The organism is Halopseudomonas sp., assembly GCF_047631575.1.
Classification (GTDB): Bacteria; Pseudomonadota; Gammaproteobacteria; order Pseudomonadales; family Pseudomonadaceae; genus Halopseudomonas.
In genome coordinates this window covers 107626-130992 of the sequence record NZ_JBLIAB010000002.1, presented here as the reverse complement: position 1 = coordinate 130992, position 23367 = coordinate 107626, and the positions used below count along the sequence as shown (strand labels likewise).

Sequence of the window (23367 nt, the reverse complement as noted above, 5' to 3'; positions counted from 1 at the left end):
CGTTTGCGCGAGTGGAACGCTTCTCAGCGGATCGAGGGCGTGTTCAGCTGCTCTTTCAGCTCATCCAGGCAAGCCGGATCTTCGATGGTGGAAGGCACCGCGAAATCCTCACCGCTGGCGATTTGCCTCAAGATGCGGCGCAGGATCTTGCCCGACCGTGTTTTCGGCAGACGCTGTACGATGACGCTACGCTGAAAACAGGCCAGCGCGCCTATGTCCCGGCGCACTAGAGCCGTCAATTCACCATCAAGCTGCTTCTGGCTTATTGCAATCCCATTCTTGAGAACCACAAGTCCCAGTGGCAGTTCGCCTTTGAGCTCGTCGGGAATACCGATCACCGTACACTCGGCCACTGCAGGGTGTGCACCGAGCACCTCCTCCATCTCGCCCGTGGAGAGCCGGTGGCCCGCTACGTTAATAATATCGTCGGTGCGACCCATTACGAACACATAACCGTCCTTGTCGATGTATCCAGCATCGCCTGACAGATAAAATCCAGGGAATGTGTTCAGGTAACCTTCTCGGTACCGGGCCGCATTACCCCAGATACCCGTGAGGCAACCTGGCGGTAATGGCAGTCGAATAGCGATATTACCCTGCACGCCGGCGGCTACGGGCAATCCCTCATCATCGAGAATACTCAATAAATAGCCCGGCATGGGCCAGGTCGCGGAGCCCATCTTGGGAGCTTGCAACTCATAGCCAGCTGGGTTTGCAGCGATAGCCCAGCCTGTTTCAGTTTGCCACCAATGGTCGATAATCGGACGATTAAAGTGCTCCTGGAGCCATGCCCAAGTGGGTGGATCAAGCCGCTCGCCCGCCAGATACAAGCGCTCCAGACGAGTCAGATCATATTGGCTGGCCAGTCTGGCGTCGGGATCCTCTTTGCGAATAGCGCGAAAAGCAGTGGGCGCAGCAAACAGTGCTTTAACGCCGTATTCACTGCATATCCGCCAGAAGCTACCCGCATCAGGGGTGCGAATCGGTTTGCCTTCATAAATCACTGTGGTGCAGCCAGCAAGCAGAGGGCCGTAAACAATATAGGAGTGGCCGACTACCCAGCCGACATCTGAAGCGGCCCAGAACACATCACCAATACCCACGTTATAGACCGACTGCATGCTGTAAAGCATGGCTACCGCATGTCCACCATGGTCACGCATGACACCCTTTGGCTTACCGGTCGTGCCGGATGTATAGAGTATATACAGGGGGTCGGTAGCACATACCGCCACGGCATCCGCGGGCTCGGCATTTGCCAGGGCCTGCTGCCAGTTCAGATCGCGGTCGACGAACAGATCGGCAATACACTGTGGGCGCTGGAAAACCACGCAGTGGCGCACGGGATGCCGCGCCTGCTCGATCGCGGCGTCAACCAGCGGTTTGTAGGCAATAATTCGATCTACTTCAATACCGCAAGAAGCCGTCAATACGATATCGGCCTGCGCGTCATCGATTCGTACGGCGAGCTCAGGCGCTGCGGAGCCTCCGAATACTACGCAGTGCACTGCACCCAGACGGGCGCAGGCCAGCATCGCAATCACGGTCTCTGGAATCATCGGCATATATATGATGACTCTATCCCCGCGTGCCACCCCGAGATCGCGCAGCATCCCTGCACATTGGGCCACCCGACGGGTCAGATCGGCATAGGTGATCGTCGACTTGGTCGACGTTACAGGCGAGTCGTAGATCAATGCCGGCTGATCGCCCCTGCCTGCTAGCACGTGAGCATCCAGAGCCAGCCATGCTGTATTCAAGCGTCCATCAGGAAACCATTGATGATTACCCTCTGCGTCCTGCGCAATGATCGATACAGGTGTGGTGTGCCAATCCAGCCTAGCAACCTGCTTGGCCCAGAATGTTTCCGGTTCTTCACTGGCTTGGCGATAGGCTTGCTGATAACTTTGCACAGACATAACAATTATTCCTCTTGTTTGTTCCCAAGAGTAGCCCTTCAAGTGCCGAGGGGAACTAGACATACGTCGGGTGGGAGTGAATTGCCCGTCATCGCATAATTAACACACACATAATAGGGTTTTACCCAAGGCCGACCATCCGTGACTAACCGCCTATGACAAAAGACATAATTTTCGCCGAGGCTGGAAAAACCGCGGTCATGCAAAACGTCCATGGCACCATGACATTCCTGCTCGCTTACCCGCCCTTCAATCAGATGGAAACCAACCATCTGGCGTACCTCGTTGAGCATTGCCAGCTACGTTTTTTTGCTCAGGGCGATTCGATCATCAGTCCGCATCAAGGACGGGTTGAGCATTTTCATATCGTTAAACAGGGGCTGGTTCGCGGCGAGCGTTTGCTTGCTGGTCAGGAGATGCCAGAAACCACTTTCGAGATCAGTGTGGGCGAGTGCTTCCCGTTGGCGGCGCTGATAGGTGAAAGGGAAACACGGACAGAACACCTCGCGGGTGAGGATACTTTTTGTCTAATCCTGCCCCGTACCGAGTTCGTCAAATTGTTCGGTCTCTCCGCCTGTTTCCGGGACTTTGCTCTGCGCGGCGTCAGCAGTCTGCTTGATCAGGTTAATCAACAAGCGCAAATGCGCGCGGCAGAGAATCTGGGTGCACAATATTCCCTTGATACCCGACTGGCCGAACTGGCTGTGCGCAGCCCGGTAAGTTGCGACCCTCATCTGTCGGTGCGGGCAGCAGTCAGACTGATGTATGAAGCCAGTGTGGGCAGTATCGTCATCGTGGATGAACGGCAGAAGCCAGTGGGCATTTTTACACTGCGCGACCTGCGCCGTATTATTGCGACTGCAGATACGGATATGGACGAAGCCATCGGCAAGGTAATGACGGCCTCACCATTCAGTCTACCCTCCTCCGCCAGTGCGTTTGATGCCGCCATAGCAATGACCGGTCAACATATAGCGCATATATGTGTGGTCGACCGTGAACGACTGGTCGGTGTGGTATCCGAGAGAGACCTGTTTTCTTTGCAAAAGGTTGATCTAGTGCACTTGGCCCGCACCATTCGCCAGGCAAGTCGCGTCAGCATCCTAACCTCACTGCGTACTGATATCCGGCAACTGGTCGAGAGTATGCTCGCCCACGGTGCTTCTTCTACCCAGATAACCCATATCATCACTCTGCTAAACGACCATACGGTATGCCGCGTGATTGAGCTGTGCATGGCCGAGCACGGCGATGTCGGTATTCCCTTTACCTGGCTGTGCTTTGGCAGCGAGGGGCGACGCGAACAGACGCTGCATACCGACCAGGATAACGGCATTCTTTTCGAGGCTGAAGATGCAGCCCATGCAGCAAGTATACGCGCCAAATTATTACCCCTGGCCCGCAAGATCAACGAAGCGCTGGCCGAGTGCGGATTTACCCTGTGTAAAGGCAATATCATGGCCAGCAATCCCGAGCTATGCCTTTCACAGCTAGAGTGGGAGTCGCGGTTTAATCGCTTTATCCGTTCCGCCACGCCAGAAAACTTGCTGTCTTCATCGATTTATTTCGATTTTCGGGTGATATGGGGCGAGCCTACTCAGGCTGAAAAGCTGTTCGACTGCGTACTGCACAAGGTCAGTACCAACACCCTTTTCCAGCGCATGCTGGCCCAGAATGCGTTGGTACTGCGGCCACCTATCGGGCGTTTTCGTGATTTTGTTGTCGCACGCAGCGGCTCAGAGAAAGATACCCTGGATCTGAAAAGGCAGGGCCTCATGCCCTTTGTCGATGGCGCACGTCTGCTGGCACTGTCCCATGGGATTGCCGAGTGCAATACCCTCGAGCGCTTCAGCCGCCTGAAAGCTCAGGGCGTAATCGAGGCCAAGGATGCGGATGCGTACGAAGAGGCATACCACTTTATACAATTGATACGCATGCAACAGCATCAACGTCAGGATCGAGAGGGCCGACCCTTCAGTAATCGTATTGACCCCGACAACCTGAATCATCTCGATCGACGCATTCTGCGCGAGTCATTCCGACAGGCCAAGCGACTGCAGGCGAGCTTGGCCCTGCGTTACCAGCTATGAATCCCTTCGATTGGTTTACCCGGCGAAGCGATACCATCCTTACCGAGGCGCAGCAAACTCGCAAGACGAATCTTCCGCCGCCCCAGGCGCTAGATAAAACGCCGCTTGCGCAGACGCGCCTGGTCGTTATGGATCTTGAGACCAGCGGTCTGGATACCCGTCGCGACAAGGTGCTATCGATCGGTGCAGTTGTCATCGAACAGGGTGCTATCGACATGGGTACCCAGTACGAGTGCACGCTTTATCGAGCCAATCACAAAGTCACCGAATCGATCCTCATACACGGCATCCCGCCTAGCGAAATTGCCGAGGGTATGGGCGCTGCGGATGCACTGCTCGATTTCATGGAGTTTTCCGGCATGTGTGTTTTCCTTGCGTTCCACGCCGGATTCGATCAGCGCATGTTGCGCCGCGGTTTACGTGAAGACATGGGTCAACGCTTGCAACATCCGTTTATCGACATCGCCGAAATGGCACCCATGTTGTGCCCCGATGCTTCTGTTGGCCGTGGCGGCCTGGATGAATGGCAGAAGCATTTCCACCTGAACAACAGCCAGCGCCACAACGCCTCCGCCGACGCACTGGCGACCGCCGAAATTGCACTGATCCTGTTAAGCAAGGCACGGGTTCAGGGTATTACTACACTGGAAGAATTGAATGCCCGGCTCGGGCATTGGCGCCGCCTGCGTCAAGCCCGCCGTGGCACACTCTGACAGCTCGACTTACCTTAAACAGCTGAGTTGCTCGGAATAAGGTCGGACAACGCGTCCAGGTTGTTCTTGAATGCCTTGGCAAATACGTCGCGATTTTGCGCCATGAACAGACTGACGTCTTCTGCGGTCTTTTCCGTGAGGGACGGGACGGCACACTGCAGGACCTCACCGAGAACCTCTGCCAGCTCCAACATCTTGTCGTGACGATCAGCTTCGGCTTTATCCATGAACAGCTGCTCCGGGTCTCTGCTACTGCGATAAACAACTTCAACGGCCATACTCATACCTCTGGCTTGATGGTGATTCCCGGCACTGAATATCTGCGCAGACCGGCAAGACTAGTCTACTGTATATTCGTACAGCTAACACGTCTTTTGTCATACCTCTTTTTGGCGCATTTACTTTTGGCTTTTACACTCGAAAGAAACTGCTCAAAAAATAATCCAAAAAACCGGTTTCAAAATAGAAAGCCACGGATCAACACCCGTATCAGTACGAAAGTGTTAGCAAGCGATTGCGCTGTCATATCCATCAGGGTAACTATCGGGTGCCGATCGATCAGAACACATTGCTGATCACTAATAGTTGCATGGAGGGTATCGGACTGTCCCTGCAGGCACTGACCAAACCTGGTGGAGATCGACGCAGTCGAGACACCCAAACTACTCCGGCACACTTCTGGTTCAAGGCGTGGATTGACTTGATTCGGGCGTGTAAAATACTAAAGTGATATACAGTAAAACGCCCCGAACCAGTCGGGGCGTTTTACTTACGACTGGTTATTTAGTGATCAACTGCTTCACCAGCACCCCGGGGAACCCGAATGTCTTCAATAAGAAGCTGAATACGTTCTGGCGGGGCTTTGGTAAAAGACGCAACCGCGATAGCAGCAACGAAATTAAAGATCATGCCCAGCGTACCGATGCCTTCTGGCGAGACACCAAACCACCAGTATGCGGCATTATCCATCTCCGGGCTAATGAACTTGAAGAACACGATATAGCTGAAGGTAAACGTGAGACCCACGATCATGCCCGCAATCGCGCCTTCTTTGTTCATCTTCTTGGAGAAAATCCCCATCACGATAACCGGGAAGAAGGACGCTGCCGCCAGACCGAAGGCAAAGGCGACTACCTGAGCAACAAAGGCCGGCGGATAGATCCCGAATATGCCGGCAATCAGGATTGCCACCCCCGCCGCGATCCGAGCTGCGAGCAGCTCTTTCTTCTCGGTGATGTTGGGCATCATGTTGCTCTTGAGCAAATCGTGTGACACAGATGTCGATATCACCAGTAGCAGGCCAGCGGCTGTCGAGAGCGCCGCAGCTAGGCCGCCGGCAGCGATCAACGCAACAACCCAGCCAGGTAGATTGGCAATTTCAGGGTTGGCCAGCACTATAATGTCGCGATCAACATACAGCTCGTTTGCATTGTCGGTCGGTGCATTGGTTACCACACGCTGACCGTACTCGCCCGGCTCGCCGGCAAAGGTCGGAGCACCTTTGAAAGGTGCACCCGGACTGTACTGGACTACACCGTCGCCATTCTTATCCTGCCAAGCAACCAGACCGGCTGTTTCCCAGGTTGTGAACCATTCAGGAATGCTCTCGTAGGACACATTCGGAATACTGGTCAACAGATTGGTGCGGGCAAATGCGGCTACTGCAGGGGCGGTAGTATATAGAATTGCTATGAAGAGAAGCGCGTAACCTGCTGATTTTCTTGCATCACGAACAGTAGGGGTTGTGAAGAATCGTACAATAACATGCGGCAAGCCGGCAGTACCCACCATCAGTGCCATGGTGATGAAAAATACATCGATGGTCGACTTGCTGCCATCGGTATATTCGGCAAACCCCAATTCGGCGCCGAGCCCGTTTAGCGCGTCCAACACATAGGTGTCCGTACCCGACACGGTGCTACCGAAGCCCAGTTGGGGGATCGGATTTCCGGTGATCAACAATGAGATATAAATTGCCGGCACCATGTAAGCGAATATCATGACGCAATACTGCGCTACCTGCGTATAGGTAATGCCTTTCATTCCGCCGAGTACCGCGTAGAAGAACACGATCGCCATGCCTATGAGCACGCCGAGGTTGATATCTACTTGCAGATAACGCGAGAACACAATGCCCACACCGCGCATCTGTCCGGCAACATAGGTAAAGGAGATGAAAATCACGCAGATGACCGCCACTACTCGAGCCGTTTGCGAGTAATATCGCTCGCCCACGAACTCCGGCACGGTGAACTTGCCAAACTTGCGCAGGTAAGGCGCCAAACACATGGCCAAGAGCACGTAACCACCGGTCCAGCCCATGAGGTACACACTGCCATCGTAACCGGTAAAAGAGATGATGCCCGCCATTGAGATAAACGATGCAGCTGACATCCAGTCCGCACCGGTGGCCATGCCATTCGCAATCGGGTGAACACCTTTGCTTGCTACGTAGTACTCACTGGTGCTGCCTGCACGGGTCCATATCGCAATCCCAATGTAGAGCGCGAAAGTCGCACCTACAAAGAGATAGATCAGGGTTTGGGTTTCCATTTACTGGCTCCTGTTATTATTCTTCGTGAACATCGTATTTGCGATCGAGGCGGTTCATCTTCCAGACATACACAAAGATGAGAACGACGAACGTATAAATAGAGCCTTGCTGGGCAAACCAGAACCCAAGCGGAAACCCAAAGAACCTGAACTGATCCAGAAAGTCGACGAACAGAATGCCGGCGCCAAAAGACACCGAAAACCATATGACCAGCAAGATCAGCATGAACTGAAGGTTTTCCCTCCAGTAGCTTCGAGCTGCCTCTTCTTTAGATAAGGACATGACCATCTCCGATTGTTGTTTTTATCGCACGGTCACGTTAGCACTGCGTTACGCCGCGCGTGACTAGACATTGGTCTGACAAGCAGACACAACGAAGTCTCAAGGTGAGACACCCCGAGCGAGGTAAGAAATGTAAAGAGAGCTTATTGCAGACGGTCTGGCCGGCCGCCAGCCCAGACCACGAGCCAATATCGCCAGCGTCGCGTCAACTTTCGTGCAGCACTAGCCGAGCGTGGGTGGGAATAAACGCGCATGCTCATTGAGCAATGCGTCATAGCATTCACAGGCCGCCATTTCCAGCCCTTGCCTGTCGAGAATGATTATATTCCCACGGCTGTAATGGATAAGTCCCCGCGTCTGCAGGGCGCCCGCAGCAACAGTCACACCACTTCTACGCACTCCGAGCATATCAGCGAGAAACTCATGGGTCAGATAGAAATGATCCGCATGGGCACGATCCTGAGTCATCAGAAGCCAGCGCGCCAAGCGCGGCTCAATCTCGTGAAAGTGAACGCAAGCGGCATTTTTCGATAGTTGTGTCATGAGTACGTAGAGATAGCGCTTGAGGGCTTTTTTTAACAATGGGAGGTCGCGTAGCGCGCGCTTGAGTTTAGGTGCACTGATCCGAAGAGCAGTGCCTGGCCCCTGCACTACCGCGCGGCTAGGAGCGCTATTGACGCCTAAGGCCAGCGTGGCACCGAGCATACCCTCATTACCAATCAACCCCAGCTTCAATGGGGGGTGCCCACTCATTGTGGCAACCAAGGAAACAATACAGGTCGTCGGAAAGTACAGATGCAAAAAAGGACGATCGCGTTCACACAGAATAATTCCGAACTCCAGCTGAACCGTTTCGCATTGATCCAGAAATCTGTTTTGTTCCTCACGCGGAAGACAGTCGAGCAACTGATTGGTTAATGGAATAGGGATTGCAACAGACATAAAGCGTCTCCAGCAGCACAAAGATATCCGATTGAGGCGTGAACGGTGCTTGACGATCTCGCTTGATAAATCTGTCGGACAAACTGGTCTTGATCTGTTCGCTGCAGCACCAAGGTGCTGGTCGTCGTATCAGTGATCTTGGTGCTGGTGCTGGTGCTGGTGCTGGTGCTGGTGCTGGTGCTTAGAATACTGCGAGGAAAATGTCTTTGAGGACATGAATGCAAGGCCCGAGCTACTTACTAATAGATGCATAGTTTGCGATCCGGATTGGTGCGCTTTAGAGCGTGTGCATGACTAGATCATGAGCTATGTAGATTTAGTTGTACGCTATAGCTCGGACCAATACCAAGGTTCTATGGATTAATTCACAGGGCCGTTCTTTTCAGTTTTAAGCATCCGGTCGCTATTCGGACTGAAGGGCTGCGGATAGGACAGCAGGCGATCAGTCTCTTTTTTCACTACTGCGTAACATTCACAGCTTAACTGCTCAAGTTTTGTACGATCCAGAACCGTGATATGTCCACGGCTATATTCGATTACGCCTTGACGCTGCAATTTGCCAGCTGCCTCCGTCACGCCCTCGCGACGAACGCCGAGCATGTTGGCAATCAGCTCTTGAGTCATGGTCAGCTTATTACTCGGTAGGCGATCGAGGGATAGCAGAAGCCAGCGACACAACTGTTGGTCAATAGAGTGATGACGGTTGCATACCGCTGTTTGTGCCATCTGAGTAATGAGCGACTGGGTATAGCGCAACATCAGCACCAGCAGGTCACCATGACGGCTGAACTCCTCCTTCAGAAGCTGGGCTGTTAAACGGTAGGCGCGGCCACCACTTTGTACAACCGCGCGGCTGGGAGTGCTTCCTCCGCCCATAAAAAGGGATATACCAACCAGTCCCTCATTGCCTACCACTGATATTTCCGCAGAGGCACCGCTTTCCATCACGTACAACAATGAAACGATAGAGTCGATCGGGAAATACACATAACGCATGGTGTCACCGGACTCGTAGAGCACTTTGCCCAGCGGTAGTTGCACACACTCAAGATGTGAGAAGAGTCGTTCTTGAACCTCTTCAGACAGCATGCCCAGCAGATTATTGTCTTGCGGCGCTGGTAGTTTAGGCATTTATCGCTCCATTATTCGTAGCTCTTATAGCTTCTCATCATACGCCATTATTGCCAATACTCTGTTCGGTACCGCACAGAGGTGTTACAGGGGGCATCCTAAAGCGCATGTGCTTTACTGATAAAGTCTAGATCTAATTTGCAATATTTACCCTTTTCCTGATGCAATAACGTAAGGTGGTGTTGCAGGGTTCTGAAAGCTCATGACCTGTTTATGAGCAAATCGAACAACAGATGAGAGAGCTCGAGATGACGGAGCGTCGAGTCAGAGCCAAAGCAGGTGTGGCCAACGTTGGAATCATCACTTCGGTCCGCGGCAGCGTCATCGACATACGCTTTGACACTGCACTGCCCCCTGTTCACACCCTGCTGCGTGCTGGTGATGACGACCGGGTCGCAATCGAAGTACTAGCCCAGCGTGACGCAAATCATATTCGCGGTATCGCTCTGACACCTACGCAAGGTCTAGCCCGCGGCATGCCTGTACAGGATACCGGTGGGCCGTTACAAGCGCCGGTAGGCAAGCAGATTCTGTCACGCATGTTCGATGTGTTCGGTAATACCGTTGACCGAGGACCACCCCTGAAAGAGGTGCAATGGCGCTCTGTGCATAGCGCACCGCCGCCACTGGTCAATCGGTCGACCCATTCCCAGATATTCGAGACCGGTATTAAAGCCATAGATGTGCTCACTCCACTGGAGCGCGGTGGCAAGGCGGGTCTGTTTGGCGGTGCTGGCGTTGGCAAGACGGTGCTGCTGACTGAAATGATCCACAACATGATTGGTCATCAGGAAGGCGTCAGCATTTTCTGTGGCATCGGCGAACTACTGCAGGAGCTCCATGCTCGTTTTCACAGGTTGCGTCAGGCTGGCATTGATGAAGAATTATTTGATGTCATCGCCGGCTTCGACGCCCTGTCGCCGGAGTAGGGGCTCACTTCTCAGCGGCTTTCACTAAAGAGTTGTGTAGCTGATCCTTGAGATGCGCCCGATCAGTCTTCATCTGTATGAAATTCTCGTCGGACACCGGCAGGTTCTGCTTCTCAAGCGTCTGAATTTCCTTGTCCAGCGCGGCATATTCCTTCAACTGTTTCTTGAAGTGTCCATCGTGCTCGCTCAGGTGGTCGATCAGGTCGCTGTATTGTGGAAAGTCATGATGAAGCTCGTGGTTCGAAACGCCCATCTAAATGTCTCCTTGTTAATGCTGATTTATTAAGCTGAGTACCTTTGCAAAGTCTTGGGCTGATGAACAGGAGCCAAATGGCTCAAACCGCCCAAAGCTCAGAAATACAAGGTCCCAGTCTCAACATTGGAGGACACCAATAGCCATTCGTTCCTGCCTGTCCTTATTTCACACCACCAATTCGCGATTCTTAAGTGGCTTTCCCCCTCAAGAGTAAAGGCCTACGCAGCTTCCGACTCATCTGAAATTGCTTCAATATCTCGATTCTAGGCAGATCCAAAACGATGAACACCGTTGGAAAAATGACGTAATGGCAAGGTAGAGAGTAAGCGCGTCGATTACCAATTGCATGACGGCAAGTCGTTTGCCGTAGGCTATTTCGTCAATCGGTTTAGCCCTGCTGCGACTGCAAAGCTGCTCGACGATGCTGTCCAGGCCCTGCAAGCCGATACCGAAGGCACACCATAGCCAAGCGGTCTTGTTACCGCAGCAGAGCAAGCAAACAGTAAAACCTGAAGACCCTGAAAAGCGGGGCCTTATAGTAAACAAGTTTTGGTGCTCGACCGATGCCCCGTCACCACTCGTGCCCATATGATTATAGCCCCTGCAACGTCACTGCTGTTCTTTCATGTCAGCTACTGAATCAATGGCTTCATCATTTTCACGGCGACTAATGATCGAGGCGCCCACCAAGTCACCCGTGACGTTCAACGCGGTCGCCCCCATTCCGACAAGTGCGTCAATCGCTGCAAGAAGAGCAACCGTCTCGATCGGCAGGCCGACTTGAGCAAACACGGTCGCGATCATTATAAGCCCTGCCCCAGGCACACCAGCCGTCCCTATCGTTGCCAAAGTTCCAACTATCACGATTTGAACCATCTGCATCAGATCCAGTGGTACACCCATCACATTGGCTGCGAACACAGCCGATATCGCTATCCTGATTGCCGCTCCATCCATATTGATCGTTGCCCCGAGGGGCAGAACAAAACTAAAGACCCTATGGGATAGTCCCATGTTGCGGGCAGCATTCATTGTGATAGGCAATGTGCCAGAGCTACTCTGAGTAGCGAAGGCTGTAATGATGGGGGTTCTTGCGTACCGAATAAATTTGCGCACTTTAACGCCTGATACCAGCATGGCCACACCGTAGAGACCTGCGTGCACGAACAAGGCTATGTATAACACCAGCACCATACTTGCCAATGATGAAATAGTAGCGGTCCCTTGCTTCGCAACAGCTCCGGCCACAATAGCGAATATTCCGATTGGCAGGTATTGAAGGACGCCACGCATGATCATCATCGTAGCCTCGTTGAGCCCTTCGACAACCTTAAGCACCTGTCTGGCGGCATCGCCATGAGCAGTCGATTGGCGCAGTTTTAGGAGCGCAAGGCCAAAGGTCACAGCTGTAAATATGATGCCAAGCATATTCATCTGAGCAAAGGCGGCGAACAGATTATCCGGAACCATGTTGAGCAGAACCTGAACGATACTCGCCTGACTCTTCACATCCACCACGGCCTGGGTATCAATCTGCATTCCATTGCCTGGAGACAGCGCTGACGCTACGGCAATACCCACAATCATGGCAATCGCTGTCGTCAGCAGATACCAGGCGATCGTTTTCTTAGCCAACCCCCCTACACCACTGGCACTCCCTTGGTTGATACCCACAATCAAGGTAAATAACACAATAGGGACGATCAGGAATTTCAGCAGCCTCAATAGAAGCTCGCCGAGGGGAGAAAACCAGTCAACCACTGATTGCCCGGCAAACAACCCGACGACAATACCCAGGATCAACGCGATGGTTATGCGTAGTATCAGAGATGACTCTGCATACCTTTTGTATAATACGTACATGGCTTTTACTCTGGATTGACTGTGGGCCAGTAACAAGAACGGCACCTTTCGCGTGCTGTTAATGCGCCGACAAGCCCATTCCTTTGGGTAATGCATACTAGCTCAGATGATGGATGCACGCGCTGCTGGCACATCGGTTGAGGTCATCGTTTTGTATATGGCCTTAGGCGGGTCTTTAATAGCCAACGCCCTTTGGAATTCAGCAGCGCAAGGCCTACCAGTTGCCATAGGAGGTCAATTGATCATCTTCGAGACCCTCTGCACGCTACTATTCGGCTATATGCGAGCTTGGACGGTTCCGAGCATGGCGGAAACATTGGGCATGATAATGGTGTTGGGTATTGTCTTCTGGACAATACGGAGTGAAGGCCGTAGCGGCGTACCCACTCAAGTTCCAGCAACCTAAGACATCATAGGTACATCACGCAAACGATATGTAGTCTGTGGCGCGCTGCGCGAAGCGCTTTTGATTTGTCCAAAATACATCTGAGTCAATCGCGGCAATTGATGTCAGGCGGCTTTCGTCTACAAGCAGCCCTCGTAATCTATAAAATTAGCCTGCTCTCATTCTTGGACATACTGTCCTCATATGGAGAAGTATAAATCTATGATTACAGTACGATTACAGGCCTTATTCGGAACATAATATAGGAGATCATTCGTCCAAGACCGTGCAGCGGTTTTACCAAGCCACTTGATCACAAGGGTGAAATAGTTGAGATTAGAGCCTGTGTACAATTTCGGCAACGCGCAGAGATTGCGCAGATTGTTTAGCGCAATAAATAATCAGCCGTTTATGGGAGTAGATTGATATGAGGAAAGCACTGCTACTAGCTGTAATGGCTATCGGATTTATCGGGCCCCTGCAGGCCGGCGGCCAAGAAAGTCCGACAACGGAAAGACTGAATGTTGTTGTAACGGATACTTTGGTAGGTGAGGGAATATACAAGAAAGTTTGTACAAATTGTCATGGCTCAACTGGCAAAGGCATGGCGAGCTTTCCCAGGCTTGCAGGCAAAAAGGCCGACTATCTAGTAGAGCGTCTAGCGGCATACCGGGCCGGGGACATGATTGGTCCCAATTCTCCACTAATGTGGCCAGTAGCCGAAGAATTGACTGACTCGGACATCAATAGCATCGCCTCCTACATCGTAACCGAATTCAAGTAATTGCTTTCTTACAGTCATGCTCGCTTTTGGCTTAATTGCGCATTCACTAACAGGCATTGCATCAGCTGATCAACTTGTCAACCGGGGTGAGCACCAACGATTTCACTGAAACGTTGACGTGCTCGCTGGACGAATGCTTTGCTGGAATCCCAACACTACTGGGCGTTACCAGCGTTAGCGACTAAAACCATCTGATGTTCAACTGTTTGTTTCAAATAATGATGTATTCATCGAACATGCCACACCGCCCAAAGGCGATGCGGCTAACTCTAATCAATCGCCGGGGGCTAGCTTGTAAATCATGCCCTCATCCACAGCGGTGTAGAGGTTTCCGTCCGGACCCAAAACAACCGACCTGAAGCGTTTTGCCTCCATGGGAAGCGTCATTTCAGTCACATCCTCTAACGCGATTTGGCCATCGTCGGTAGTCATTTGGATAACGTCTATACGCTGGCCGAGTGACGTACCACCAAAACCGATACCCATGCTACCGACCACCATCGCGCCGTTCCAGTCACCCCACTGCTCGCCTTCCAGAAAGGCAGCAGACGATGTACCTTGGGACCATCCGTTATTAGTCCATATCGGTGGCATGGCATTGGGATAGGTAATCATGTCGGTCATCGGCATATGGGCTGCCCTTTCGTGGCGATCCATACCACTCATCTGGTTCGGCGTATAACCGCAGTATTCGTCAGGGCATTCTCCCCGACCGGCCATATTCTGGCGCGGATCCCAGCCGCCGTTTCCACCGTTCTCAAGAACAGTGATCTCGTCGGAATGCCATGGGCCGTGTTCGGCGACGATCGGCGTGCCGGTCTCGGGATGAAACGCGATACCCTGCACGTTGCGGTGGCCGTAGGTATAAGTGCGGGGATCGAATCCCTTGGGCGGGGTATTACCCGCAGCGCCATTACCATCGGTGTCTATACGCAAAACCTTCGAGCCCATTAATGTTGGGCTTTGCGGAATCTCTTCGTTGTGGTTGTCGCCCGTTGTCAGATACAGATTACCGTCTGGACCGAACCGCACACGACCTCCGTTGTGTGCCCCAGGACCGCCGAACGGGTGAGCCGATGCTTTCATCTTGTACGGCACATCATCGACGATATCGGTTCTGTCCGAGACCGCAGTGAAATCATCGTTTACGACCAGCCTCATAAGGCGATTGGTATGCGGATTGGACATGTTAGATGTTGAATATACATAAATTCGGCGATTGTCTCCAAAGGCCGGGTCGATAGCGACCCCCATCATACCGGCCTGGCCTTCGCAGAATAGATCGCTCATGGTGCTGGGGTAACCTTCACTTTCGCCCATCCCAAGTAGCGCATTCACTTCACCATTGGGCATTAATACAGACAGGCCCTTGCATTTTTCAGTGAAAAACATCGTGTTGTCGTCAAGGAAGGCCATATCCCACGGGTTTTCTAAATTTTCCAATACGACAGTCGACTTGAGGCTGGTGGTGTTCATGCCGCTTTGAGCAGCAACTATCGTCGAAGTCGCAGCCAGAAGCCCAGCCGCAACAGTCGACAAAAGCCGTCGATTGCTCACAGTAATTACATGCAAATTCATAATATTCTCCTAGGTATTTGACACTGTAACGCCAGGGAGCAATGCACTGACTTTTCGGTGCGTAAATGCCGCATCTGACAAAGTCAGCTTAGTCTGAAATACACTTATCAACCAATTCCAAAGCGTCTGAGCCCGGCTAGTCAAACGCCGAGTCCAATACTTGACTGTGAAACAATGTATAAAATGGCTCTGTTGCGCGAATTGCGAGGCATTCCCTGCATGATTCCACATCGTCAATAGGTCCAGCACCAATCGCAGCGATCAACCCATTCCAATCGTGCTAATTCAGGACAGAGTCCGGATAGCGCAGATTGACGTGGTGATCACATGAGTAGATAGCGCTGATGCTCAATCAAAGGTATGGCTCGAAGAAAGCGCTCTTTGCCGTTGGATTAAGCTGATAGAAAAGGAGCTTGGCGATGTCATGCCGAAGGGCAACGTCATGACACCTGAGCAGTATAAAATCTAGAAACTTAAGGCTCGTTGCAAGCAGGTGAAAACGCTGGATTTACTGTGCGCTAATGCTCGATTTAAATCCTGAATTGGAGCAATTAACTCGTTTAAGGGTGCCTGAAGGACTTTCGCCAAATAATTTTTTGTAGTCCTTGGCGAATTGCCCTGCGTGCCAAAAGCCCCATTCTGCGGAGACAGCGGTAACCGTGCGTCCGATACCGCATTCGCCGGCTTCGGAAAGAGCGCGGCGAACCTGATTCAAACGAGTCACCCGCAAAAACCGCAGTGGGCTCACGCCCAGAATGGTCTCGAAACTGTACTGCAACGTGCGACGACTGACATGTGCCAGCTCACAGAGCTCAGCCATCGTCACCGGTACCTCGCTCCTTTCGAAGAGATATCCTTTAACTCGGTCTACCACCATTTTACGATGCACATAACTGGGTAACTGATGACGCGCTGCGCGTGCCTGTTGAAACACCTCGAGCAAGGCCATAATGACAAGATCCTGTGAATACTGTTTAGCCGCTACCGGTATTTCTGACCCTATTAACCGCTGAAGCACATAACGCAGATGCGATAAAGTACGTTGGGGTAGCACCATTCGCGGCTGCTCTAACTGCTGTTCATTAAGAGCAATACCTTGAATATCAGCCGCCTGATGAAGTAAATCAAGATCAATGACAATTCCGAGAATATCAAATGACTGTGGAGTTACCAGCTCAAAGTCACTGTTGCCTGGGCGACACATAATGGTGTTGTCTATCACTGAAAGACCGTTAATTCGGCAATCCTGATTGTTAGCGGGAATACCAACCCAGATTGCATTGGGCCACACATTGCATTGCTGACGCAGGGCTTTGCTGGTGTGTTCCTTGAACACCTGCAACCGATCAAATCTCAGTTCTTCCAATCGCCCATAGAATCTCCCGTCACCCAACTGATCGTATTCCTGCAACCAGTTGGTCAGACTTGCCGCATGCTCGTGCGCGTCGGTTGATTCGGTAATGCACTTGTCCGGTGCAGCGCGGGGGCGGCTGCGATGCAGCAGTGCATCAGAGTGTGCGCAAAGCATCTTCTCCTCCGGAGCGAAATGGGTAATCAGCAGCCACTCTTTGGCGACTGAGGTACTGCATCGTTGAAAACCTCGTTTTTAGCGTTTTTATCCATGCAATTCGCGATCCATAACATCTGGAGATGAAGTGCGATTTGCCGAAACTTGATAGCGACAACAGCAGCCCGTGCCTTACTGTTATCTAGTCCAATCAAATATTTGTGGCCGGAGCAAACACAGGATGAGCACGCAGTACCGTTACATGCTGGGCAATACCATTTATCATTTTCGTGATCTTGTAAACCTGATGGCCAAAGCCACACCAGCGCGATCCGGTGACCGATTAGCGGGGGTGATCGCCGATAGCGCTGAAGAACGTACAGTCGCGCAAATGGCACTGGCTGAATTGCCGCTCAAGACCTTTTTGAACGAGGCGTTAGTCCCGTATGAAAAGGATGAAATCACTCGACTGATTATTGACAGTCATGACCTCAGCGCCTTTGCACCTATTGCACATCTCACCGTAGGGGATTTTCGTAACTGGCTGCTGAGTGACCATGCCACACCTGGGATGCTAGCGAGTATTCGTGATGGGGTGACGCCGGAGATGGCGGCTGCAGTGAGCAAGCTGATGCGGAATCAAGACCTGATTCTGGTCGCCAAGAAATGTCACGTCTCCAGTGCGTTTCGCAACACCATAGGCCTGCCGGGCCATCTATCCACCCGACTACAACCTAACCATCCGACCGATGATGTTAATGGTATTGCCGCAAGCATGCTCGATGGCCTGCTTTATGGCAGCGGCGATGCCGTAATCGGTATCAACCCTGCGACGGACAACGTCGCGCAAACCGTCAAACTATTAAAGTTGATGGACGAGGTGATTCAGAAGTACGCCATACCAACTCAGTCTTGCGTACTGACCCATGTGACCAATACGTTGGAAGCGATCGAACTGGGGGCTCCTGTCGACCTGGTGTTTCAGTCGATCGGCGGGACTGAAGCCACCAACAGCTCCTTTGGTTTCGACCTGTCAATACTGGCAGAAGCCCAGGAAGCGGCACTGTCGCTCAAACGGGGCACGGTTGGCAGTAACGTCATGTATTTTGAAACCGGTCAGGGCAGCGCACTTTCGGCGAATGCTCATCACGGGCTGGATCAGCAAACCTGTGAAGCTCGGGCTTATGCTGTGGCCCGGCGTTTCGATCCGTTGCTAATCAACACAGTAGTCGGTTTTATCGGGCCGGAGTATTTGTTTGACGGTAAAGAGATCATTCGCGCCGGGCTGGAAGACCACTTCTGCGGCAAACTACTTGGTCTCCCAATGGGCTGCGACGTTTGCTACACCAACCATGCTGAAGCTGACCAAAACGATATGGACAATCTGCTGACCCTGCTCGGCGTGGCTGGTTGCTCGTTCATCATGGGTATTCCCGGCTCAGACGACATCATGCTCAACTACCAGACCACTTCTTTCCACGATGCACTGTATGCCCGCAGGGTACTGGGACTAGCCGCCGCGCCAGAGTTCGAGGGCTGGTTGCGCAAGATGGCCATTTTCACCGATGGCCCGGGACACATCCTTAATGACCAGTTACCGCCCGCCTTTAGTAACTTATTGGCAAGGCTGCCTAGGGGGAACCATCATGCATAGACTCGACGACTCTCACGAGTTGCCTGAGACACCGGATGATGCAAGAGAATCACAATACACCGGTGTTATACAGAATCCCTGGCGACGCCTGCGTGAATTTACCGACGCGAGGATTGGCTTAGGTCGCACCGGCATCAGTCTGCCAACAAATGAGCTTCTGGCATTTCAACTGGCTCACGCTCGAGCCAAGGATGCAGTGCATATGTCGCTGGATATCTGCACATTGCGCAATCAGCTGCGAGGAGTTCAAGGTCTGCCTCATGCTATCGCGCCCTATCATTTAAAGAGTCAAGCTAACAACCGCGCAGTTTACCTACAGCGACCTGATCTAGGTCGGCAGTTGGATCCCCTCTCGCTGCACATTCTGGTCCATAACCCAGCTACCAGCCACAACAGCCGACACCTGGCCATCGTCATCATAGATGGTCTTTCAGCCCAAGCCGTGCAACTTAATACCGCACCTTTTCTGCAAGCGCTGTGCGGAGAGCTCATAGAAGACAGCCAGACCGATTGGCAGTTGAACTCGGTGTGCATCGTTGAACAGGGCCGCGTTGCAATCGCCGACGATATCGGTGAGCGCATGGGTGCTGATGCAGTTTTAGTACTGATCGGCGAACGACCCGGCCTCAGTTCACCAGACAGCCTGGGGCTGTACCTCACTTGGGGTCCACGCAAAGGTATGAATGATGCTGCCCGCAACTGCATCTCGAATATTCGCCCCGCTGGCCAGAGTTATAGCGAGGCGGCTCAGCGCACGCTCTACCTGCTGCAGGAGGCCCAGCGCCTGGGACTATCCGGCGTCAAGCTGAAAGACCGGAGTGAAAGCAAGGTTATTGATCACCAGCAGCACAATAGCAGTAACTTTCTAACCAACTAAAACCGCTTATAAAAGAGACAGGACTATGCAAAAAACGCAAATTGATAGTGATTACTTGGCCAAGCGCCAGTTAAAGAAAGGTACCGCAGGCTGGCTATTACTTGCGGGGCTGGGGGTGTCCTATGTTATCTCCGGCGATTTTGCCGGCTGGAATTTTGGTATTGCTCAGGCTGGCTGGGGTGGTTTTGCGATTGCCGCAGTATTAATGGCCATCATGTACTTCACTCTGGTGTTGTCACTGGCGGAAATGTCTGCGGCGATTCCAGCCGCTGGCGGTGGCTACAGCTTCGCCCGTCAGGCTATGGGACCGACGGCCGGCTACTTAACCGGTCTGGCCGTACTGATCGAATATGCACTGGCGCCTGCGGCCATTGTCATATTCATCGGCTCGGCTGTAGAGGAATTACTCGGTTTCAATGGACCTTGGGTGTATGCCGCTTTTTACCTTGTATTCATTGGAGTTCATCTGGCCGGTGTAGGCGAGGCATTGAAAGTCATGATGGTCATCAGCGGGCTGGCGGTCTTCGCAATCATCGCCACTGGAGTGGCGCTGATTGGTAGCTTTGATGTTAACAACTTGTTCGACATGGCCGTAACTGATGCCGCTGGTGCTTCTACCGTTTTACCGCTTGGCTGGTACGGCGTTTGGGCCGCTTTACCATTTGCTATGTGGCTTTTTCTCGCAGTAGAAGGTGTGCCGCTTGCTGCTGAGGAAGCCAAGAATCCAGCTAAAGACGTACCCAAAGGTATTATCGCTGCAATGATTTTTCTATTGTTCACTGCTCTATTGGTCGTGGTGCTGACCGCAGGCTCCGCTGGTGCTGATGCCATCGGAAAAAGCGCTGTTCCTTTGGTCGATGCGTTGAACGCCAACGGTAATAGTATGCTGGCCACTGTTGTCAATGTATTGGGTCTGGCGGGTCTAGTGGCTTCGTTCTTTTCCATAATATACGGCTATAGCCGATTAGTATTTGCATTGTCACGAGCCGGCTATTTGCCGCGTTCCCTGTCGCTAACTACCAGCCGCAAAGTGCCTGCGCGCGCACTCATTGTGCCTGGCGTATTCGGTTTTTTGGTATCGCTAAGTGGTGAAGGTGACTTGATTCTCGCAATGGCGGTAGTGGGTGCGACCGTCTCCTACGCCTTGATGGCGCTCAGTCATATATTGCTCCGCGTTCGACAGCCCGCCATGCTACGACCCTATAAAACACCGGGCGGCATCATTACTTCTGGCATCGCCCTGACGCTGTCACTCGTTGCGCTCACCGGAGTGTACGCCTTTGATCCCCGCGCGTTTAACTACACGCTGTTACTGTTCGTGGCCGGCGGAGCATATTACTTTTTTTACAGCAAGCACCATCTGGTCGCAAAAACCGCCGAGGAGGAGTTCGATATGCTTGCTAATGCGGCGTCCACGTTAAACGGCTAACATGGTATGCCATAAAGCTTCTGTCAGGTATTTGGAAATGGATCAGCCAAATAGAAACACCCCACTCAAGCCTTGGCCTAAAGTGAGGTGTTTTGTTGGCAACAGATCGAGACTGTAAAGTGGGTGACGCGCTTGAGATAGCCGAGCAGACTGAAGTGTGCGCTAAGATCGGCGACGGGGACCCACCCCGCCGCTTTCGGCCAAAAGCGGCCGGTCAGCAGAAAATCATTCTGCCCCCTTTTCCTCATGACTCGAGAGCACGTGTCGGGCGGAAAACGGGCGCCCTTATTCCAAGATTGGCAACTCAATTCAATACGGCTGTACCTAGCATTTCAACCGAATCGGCATGTGAGCGCGAAGCTGCGCGTGTTTATAGATTGGGTTGTGAATGTGATGTCGATAAGTGCAGCTACCGCTCGGCATCCACGGTAATTAAAATAAGAAGTGAGACCGCATAGCAACGCATCTCTTACCCTCGGCACTTACGTCATGCGTCTTACCCGTCACAGGTCAACCCAAATCAGGTGCGGTAGCTGCTAATACATGCGCCGCCATTCGGCAGGTAGGATAGCTGAAGTACGGCACTGGCCTTTCAACCACTCCCGCGCACCCTTGCGACACTCCCGATATTCCAGCTAGCCCTTGCGCAAGTTTAGGCAGAAGGTTCGGTTATCTATGCGGCTGTTCTGGAACTCGAAATACGTCTGCCAGCTAGTTATTCTGCCCCAGGCATCCTGCCAATGTATCGACGCAGGGGCCGAGCCCCGGAGTCCCTGCGGCTGTTTTCTAGTGGCCGGTTGTGATGAATTGAACGGCAATGACTGGATAATATTGATCTGCTTAGAGGGCGCATAATTAGTATCATTGAAGTTGGTCTGCCTAGGCGCTTCTCGGTCGCGTTCCAGGTCCTCCCAGAACTCCATTTCAGCGGTGCGCTGCGGCACCTCAAGCTGCGGCTCCAGCAAAGTTGGCGGCAAATTCTGACTAGCTGCGCCCTCAGTAGCGCCATCCGAGAAACCCTACTACACCCACTGAATACGTTTGCCCGGCTCCCAGTATTTATTGATAAAAACCAGAATCAAGGCGCCAGAAAAGATTGCCATCATACCCACAACACGCAATATACTATCGTTTTTACCGCTCCATTTACCTAGGCGCGGCCCATCATCCCAATCGGCTCTCATGACTTTCTCCCTGTCCTGCCCAGCATTCCAAAGCCAGGCAATTTGTATTACGTCCATTGGGCCAATGAATACCAAAGCGCTTGTACCTGCTAGCCACGAATGATATCAAAATAACCCTAACCTCAAAGCGTAAAGCAACCTATGAGAAATATGGCCAAGGCCTAGAATCAATTTAATTAACTTTCAAACAACAGGGGAACCGATATGACTGTTTACATCATTGCCGCATTTACCATTCACGACCGTAGCCAATATGATAAGTATGAGAGTGGTTTTTCGGAGGTCTTCGCAAAGTTTGATGGCAAGATGCTCAGTGTTGACGAAGAGCCAATGGTGTTATCGGGTGATTGGCAGGCTACTAGGTCGGTGATTATTGAGTTTCCCTCAAAGGAAAGCGCTCTGAGCTGGATGAGATCGGATGACTATCAAGCTATAGCCGTGCATCGCAATGCCGGGAGCACAGTGACATCACTATTGGTTAAAGGTTTTGGCGGCTCTTAGAATAGCCTCTGATGCTAATGCTTTAGTGCCCTGCGTTAGCGCTGAGTACCGCTTCTCTAGCCTGGCAAGATTTGGGCGGCAGTGTTCTTTGTGCACTTGGAATAAACGCCATCTATTGCGCACGCACTCACAAGCGTTCTTGGATTTCCAAGATTGGGCCCTTGCCGTAAGACGGAGTGCGGCCTAACAACTCAAGCCGTCCGTTCCGATCAATAGGACCAAGCGCTTGGTGATGGCCACCTCGGGTCGGGTGCTGCCCATAACAAGAGACTGAAACGTACCAGTTGCCGCCAGTCCTGACAGGCAAAAACGGTGCGACTGCAGCCCGGAGTGACTGGCAAAAGCCGGCCAAAAGAAGTCGTAAAGCATTTAGAAAACGCGGAGCGATTCAGGGGTATTTTGGGGGGAATTGGTAAGAAGATGCGTTAATTAAAATCTTGCATATAAGCTACTTTAGAGTTCGGATTGACTCTTCTGCCCGACACCGTGAGCAGGAGGGGTGTGTTAAAACGCCAACCTTTACGAGCAGGAAATCGCTTCCGAAATTCTTACTACACTAACCGCAACAATTTCGCTGGTAATAAGAGCGCCATAGTTAAGCGCGGAGATGGAGGGGGGGTAAAACTTTCGATGGCAGTGACCCGAACGACGGGGGGAACCATCTTTTTACCTCCACAAAATTCGCACTTTGGGCTTTTGGGGGAACACCTCATGTAATTAGCGCTTTAATGCGGGGAAAACACACCTTTGTCGCCTGGCGCTACCCCGCCGCCAAAGAATGGCGCTCGC

General features: G+C 52.3%; 18 protein-coding genes and 1 pseudogene. 8 read left to right on the top strand and 11 right to left on the bottom strand.

Features of this window, described 5'->3' with window-relative positions:
- Positions 1 to 23 precede the first annotated feature (23 nt).
- Positions 24 to 1919 (bottom strand): propionyl-CoA synthetase, encoded by a 1896-nt coding sequence (locus ACJAXR_RS04645; RefSeq protein ID WP_415057092.1) that lies wholly within the window; start codon positions 1917 to 1919, stop codon positions 24 to 26.
- Positions 1920 to 2074: 155 nt separating this feature from the next.
- On the opposite strand from ACJAXR_RS04645, the gene ACJAXR_RS04640 reads away from it, so the two are divergent.
- Both ACJAXR_RS04640 and ACJAXR_RS04635 read left to right on the top strand, forming a co-directional pair.
- On the top strand, positions 2075 to 4009 hold the full coding sequence (locus ACJAXR_RS04640; protein ID WP_415057091.1) for a putative nucleotidyltransferase substrate binding domain-containing protein: 1935 nt from the start codon (positions 2075 to 2077) through the stop codon (positions 4007 to 4009).
- Positions 4006 to 4722 carry a PolC-type DNA polymerase III gene (locus ACJAXR_RS04635; protein WP_415057090.1) on the top strand — a complete coding sequence of 239 codons (717 nt, stop codon included), beginning with the start codon at positions 4006 to 4008 and terminating at the stop codon, positions 4720 to 4722. The genes ACJAXR_RS04640 and ACJAXR_RS04635 overlap by 4 nt, the downstream gene beginning before the upstream one ends.
- Positions 4723 to 4739: 17 nt before the next feature.
- Here the strand turns inward: ACJAXR_RS04635 and ACJAXR_RS04630 are convergent.
- The 5 genes and pseudogenes from ACJAXR_RS04630 to ACJAXR_RS04610 all read right to left on the bottom strand — a co-directional run.
- Positions 4740 to 5000 (bottom strand): annotated as a pseudogene (locus ACJAXR_RS04630) (YebG family protein); the annotation flags it as partial.
- 505 nt (positions 5001 to 5505) lie between these two features.
- Positions 5506 to 7275 carry a sodium:solute symporter family protein gene (locus ACJAXR_RS04625; protein WP_415057089.1) on the bottom strand — a complete coding sequence of 590 codons (1770 nt, stop codon included), beginning with the start codon at positions 7273 to 7275 and terminating at the stop codon, positions 5506 to 5508.
- Positions 7276 to 7291: 16 nt separating this feature from the next.
- Positions 7292 to 7558 carry a DUF4212 domain-containing protein gene (locus ACJAXR_RS04620; RefSeq protein ID WP_415057088.1) on the bottom strand — a complete coding sequence of 89 codons (267 nt, stop codon included), beginning with the start codon at positions 7556 to 7558 and terminating at the stop codon, positions 7292 to 7294.
- A gap of 222 nt (positions 7559 to 7780) precedes the next feature.
- Positions 7781 to 8500: a Crp/Fnr family transcriptional regulator gene (locus tag ACJAXR_RS04615; protein WP_415057087.1), complete on the bottom strand. Its 720-nt coding sequence runs from the start codon at positions 8498 to 8500 to the stop codon at positions 7781 to 7783.
- 360 nt (positions 8501 to 8860) lie between these two features.
- The gene (locus ACJAXR_RS04610) at positions 8861 to 9631 is read right to left on the bottom strand and encodes a Crp/Fnr family transcriptional regulator (RefSeq protein WP_415057086.1); all 771 of its coding nucleotides are present in this window, start codon (positions 9629 to 9631) and stop codon (positions 8861 to 8863) included.
- Positions 9632 to 9879: 248 nt separating this feature from the next.
- Here ACJAXR_RS04610 and ACJAXR_RS04605 point away from each other — a divergent pair, with 248 nt between their 5' ends.
- Positions 9880 to 10560 carry a hypothetical protein gene (locus ACJAXR_RS04605; RefSeq protein ID WP_415057085.1) on the top strand — a complete coding sequence of 227 codons (681 nt, stop codon included), beginning with the start codon at positions 9880 to 9882 and terminating at the stop codon, positions 10558 to 10560.
- Between the two features lie 4 nt (positions 10561 to 10564).
- Here the strand turns inward: ACJAXR_RS04605 and ACJAXR_RS04600 are convergent, their stop codons facing one another.
- Both ACJAXR_RS04600 and ACJAXR_RS04595 read right to left on the bottom strand, forming a co-directional pair.
- A complete protein-coding gene (locus tag ACJAXR_RS04600) occupies positions 10565 to 10813 on the bottom strand; it encodes a YdcH family protein (RefSeq protein ID WP_415057084.1) in 249 nt (82 codons plus the stop codon).
- Positions 10814 to 11425: 612 nt separating this feature from the next.
- Complete coding sequence (locus ACJAXR_RS04595) at positions 11426 to 12715, bottom strand: dicarboxylate/amino acid:cation symporter (RefSeq protein WP_415057083.1); 1290 nt, start codon at positions 12713 to 12715, stop codon at positions 11426 to 11428.
- 776 nt (positions 12716 to 13491) lie between these two features.
- Here ACJAXR_RS04595 and ACJAXR_RS04590 point away from each other — a divergent pair.
- Positions 13492 to 13848, top strand: coding sequence for a c-type cytochrome (locus tag ACJAXR_RS04590; protein WP_415057082.1), 357 nt, complete (start codon positions 13492 to 13494; stop codon positions 13846 to 13848).
- 273 nt (positions 13849 to 14121) lie between these two features.
- Here the strand turns inward: ACJAXR_RS04590 and ACJAXR_RS04585 are convergent, their stop codons facing one another.
- Together ACJAXR_RS04585 and ACJAXR_RS04580 are read right to left on the bottom strand one after the other, a co-directional pair.
- A complete protein-coding gene (locus tag ACJAXR_RS04585) occupies positions 14122 to 15426 on the bottom strand; it encodes a PQQ-dependent sugar dehydrogenase (RefSeq protein ID WP_415057081.1) in 1305 nt (434 codons plus the stop codon).
- A gap of 508 nt (positions 15427 to 15934) precedes the next feature.
- A complete protein-coding gene (locus ACJAXR_RS04580) occupies positions 15935 to 16954 on the bottom strand; it encodes a helix-turn-helix domain-containing protein (protein ID WP_415057080.1) in 1020 nt (339 codons plus the stop codon).
- A 220-nt stretch (positions 16955 to 17174) separates the two neighbouring features.
- On the opposite strand from ACJAXR_RS04580, the gene ACJAXR_RS04575 reads away from it, so the two are divergent.
- The 3 genes from ACJAXR_RS04575 to eat are packed head-to-tail and all read left to right on the top strand — an operon-like array spanning position 17175 to position 20893.
- Complete coding sequence (locus ACJAXR_RS04575; RefSeq protein ID WP_415057079.1) at positions 17175 to 18587, top strand: ethanolamine ammonia-lyase subunit EutB; 1413 nt, start codon at positions 17175 to 17177, stop codon at positions 18585 to 18587.
- Positions 18580 to 19464, top strand: coding sequence for an ethanolamine ammonia-lyase subunit EutC (eutC, locus tag ACJAXR_RS04570; protein WP_415057078.1), 885 nt, complete (start codon positions 18580 to 18582; stop codon positions 19462 to 19464). The genes ACJAXR_RS04575 and eutC overlap by 8 nt, the downstream gene beginning before the upstream one ends.
- Positions 19465 to 19489: 25 nt before the next feature.
- The gene (eat, locus tag ACJAXR_RS04565) at positions 19490 to 20893 is read left to right on the top strand and encodes an ethanolamine permease (RefSeq protein ID WP_415057077.1); all 1404 of its coding nucleotides are present in this window, start codon (positions 19490 to 19492) and stop codon (positions 20891 to 20893) included.
- 1022 nt (positions 20894 to 21915) lie between these two features.
- Here the strand turns inward: eat and ACJAXR_RS04560 are convergent.
- Positions 21916 to 22077, bottom strand: a complete 162-nt coding sequence (locus tag ACJAXR_RS04560; RefSeq protein ID WP_415057076.1) for a hypothetical protein — start codon at positions 22075 to 22077, stop codon at positions 21916 to 21918.
- A 204-nt stretch (positions 22078 to 22281) separates the two neighbouring features.
- On the opposite strand from ACJAXR_RS04560, the gene ACJAXR_RS04555 reads away from it, so the two are divergent.
- The gene (locus tag ACJAXR_RS04555; protein WP_415057075.1) at positions 22282 to 22578 is read left to right on the top strand and encodes a DUF1330 domain-containing protein; all 297 of its coding nucleotides are present in this window, start codon (positions 22282 to 22284) and stop codon (positions 22576 to 22578) included.
- The last annotated feature ends 789 nt before the right edge of the window (positions 22579 to 23367 follow it).

Coding starts and splice junctions, on each gene's coding strand:
- ACJAXR_RS04645 (WP_415057092.1), bottom strand. CDS start 1,919: ATGTCTGTGCAAAGTTATCAGCAAGCCTATCGCCAAGCCAGTGAAGAA.
- ACJAXR_RS04640 (WP_415057091.1), top strand. CDS start 2,075: ATGACAAAAGACATAATTTTCGCCGAGGCTGGAAAAACCGCGGTCATG.
- ACJAXR_RS04635 (WP_415057090.1), top strand. CDS start 4,006: ATGAATCCCTTCGATTGGTTTACCCGGCGAAGCGATACCATCCTTACC.
- ACJAXR_RS04625 (WP_415057089.1), bottom strand. CDS start 7,275: ATGGAAACCCAAACCCTGATCTATCTCTTTGTAGGTGCGACTTTCGCG.
- ACJAXR_RS04620 (WP_415057088.1), bottom strand. CDS start 7,558: ATGTCCTTATCTAAAGAAGAGGCAGCTCGAAGCTACTGGAGGGAAAAC.
- ACJAXR_RS04615 (WP_415057087.1), bottom strand. CDS start 8,500: ATGTCTGTTGCAATCCCTATTCCATTAACCAATCAGTTGCTCGACTGT.
- ACJAXR_RS04610 (WP_415057086.1), bottom strand. CDS start 9,631: ATGCCTAAACTACCAGCGCCGCAAGACAATAATCTGCTGGGCATGCTG.
- ACJAXR_RS04605 (WP_415057085.1), top strand. CDS start 9,880: ATGACGGAGCGTCGAGTCAGAGCCAAAGCAGGTGTGGCCAACGTTGGA.
- ACJAXR_RS04600 (WP_415057084.1), bottom strand. CDS start 10,813: ATGGGCGTTTCGAACCACGAGCTTCATCATGACTTTCCACAATACAGC.
- ACJAXR_RS04590 (WP_415057082.1), top strand. CDS start 13,492: ATGAGGAAAGCACTGCTACTAGCTGTAATGGCTATCGGATTTATCGGG.
- ACJAXR_RS04585 (WP_415057081.1), bottom strand. CDS start 15,426: ATGAATTTGCATGTAATTACTGTGAGCAATCGACGGCTTTTGTCGACT.
- ACJAXR_RS04580 (WP_415057080.1), bottom strand. CDS start 16,954: ATGCTTTGCGCACACTCTGATGCACTGCTGCATCGCAGCCGCCCCCGC.
- ACJAXR_RS04575 (WP_415057079.1), top strand. CDS start 17,175: ATGAGCACGCAGTACCGTTACATGCTGGGCAATACCATTTATCATTTT.
- eutC (WP_415057078.1), top strand. CDS start 18,580: ATGCATAGACTCGACGACTCTCACGAGTTGCCTGAGACACCGGATGAT.
- eat (WP_415057077.1), top strand. CDS start 19,490: ATGCAAAAAACGCAAATTGATAGTGATTACTTGGCCAAGCGCCAGTTA.
- ACJAXR_RS04560 (WP_415057076.1), bottom strand. CDS start 22,077: ATGAGAGCCGATTGGGATGATGGGCCGCGCCTAGGTAAATGGAGCGGT.
- ACJAXR_RS04555 (WP_415057075.1), top strand. CDS start 22,282: ATGACTGTTTACATCATTGCCGCATTTACCATTCACGACCGTAGCCAA.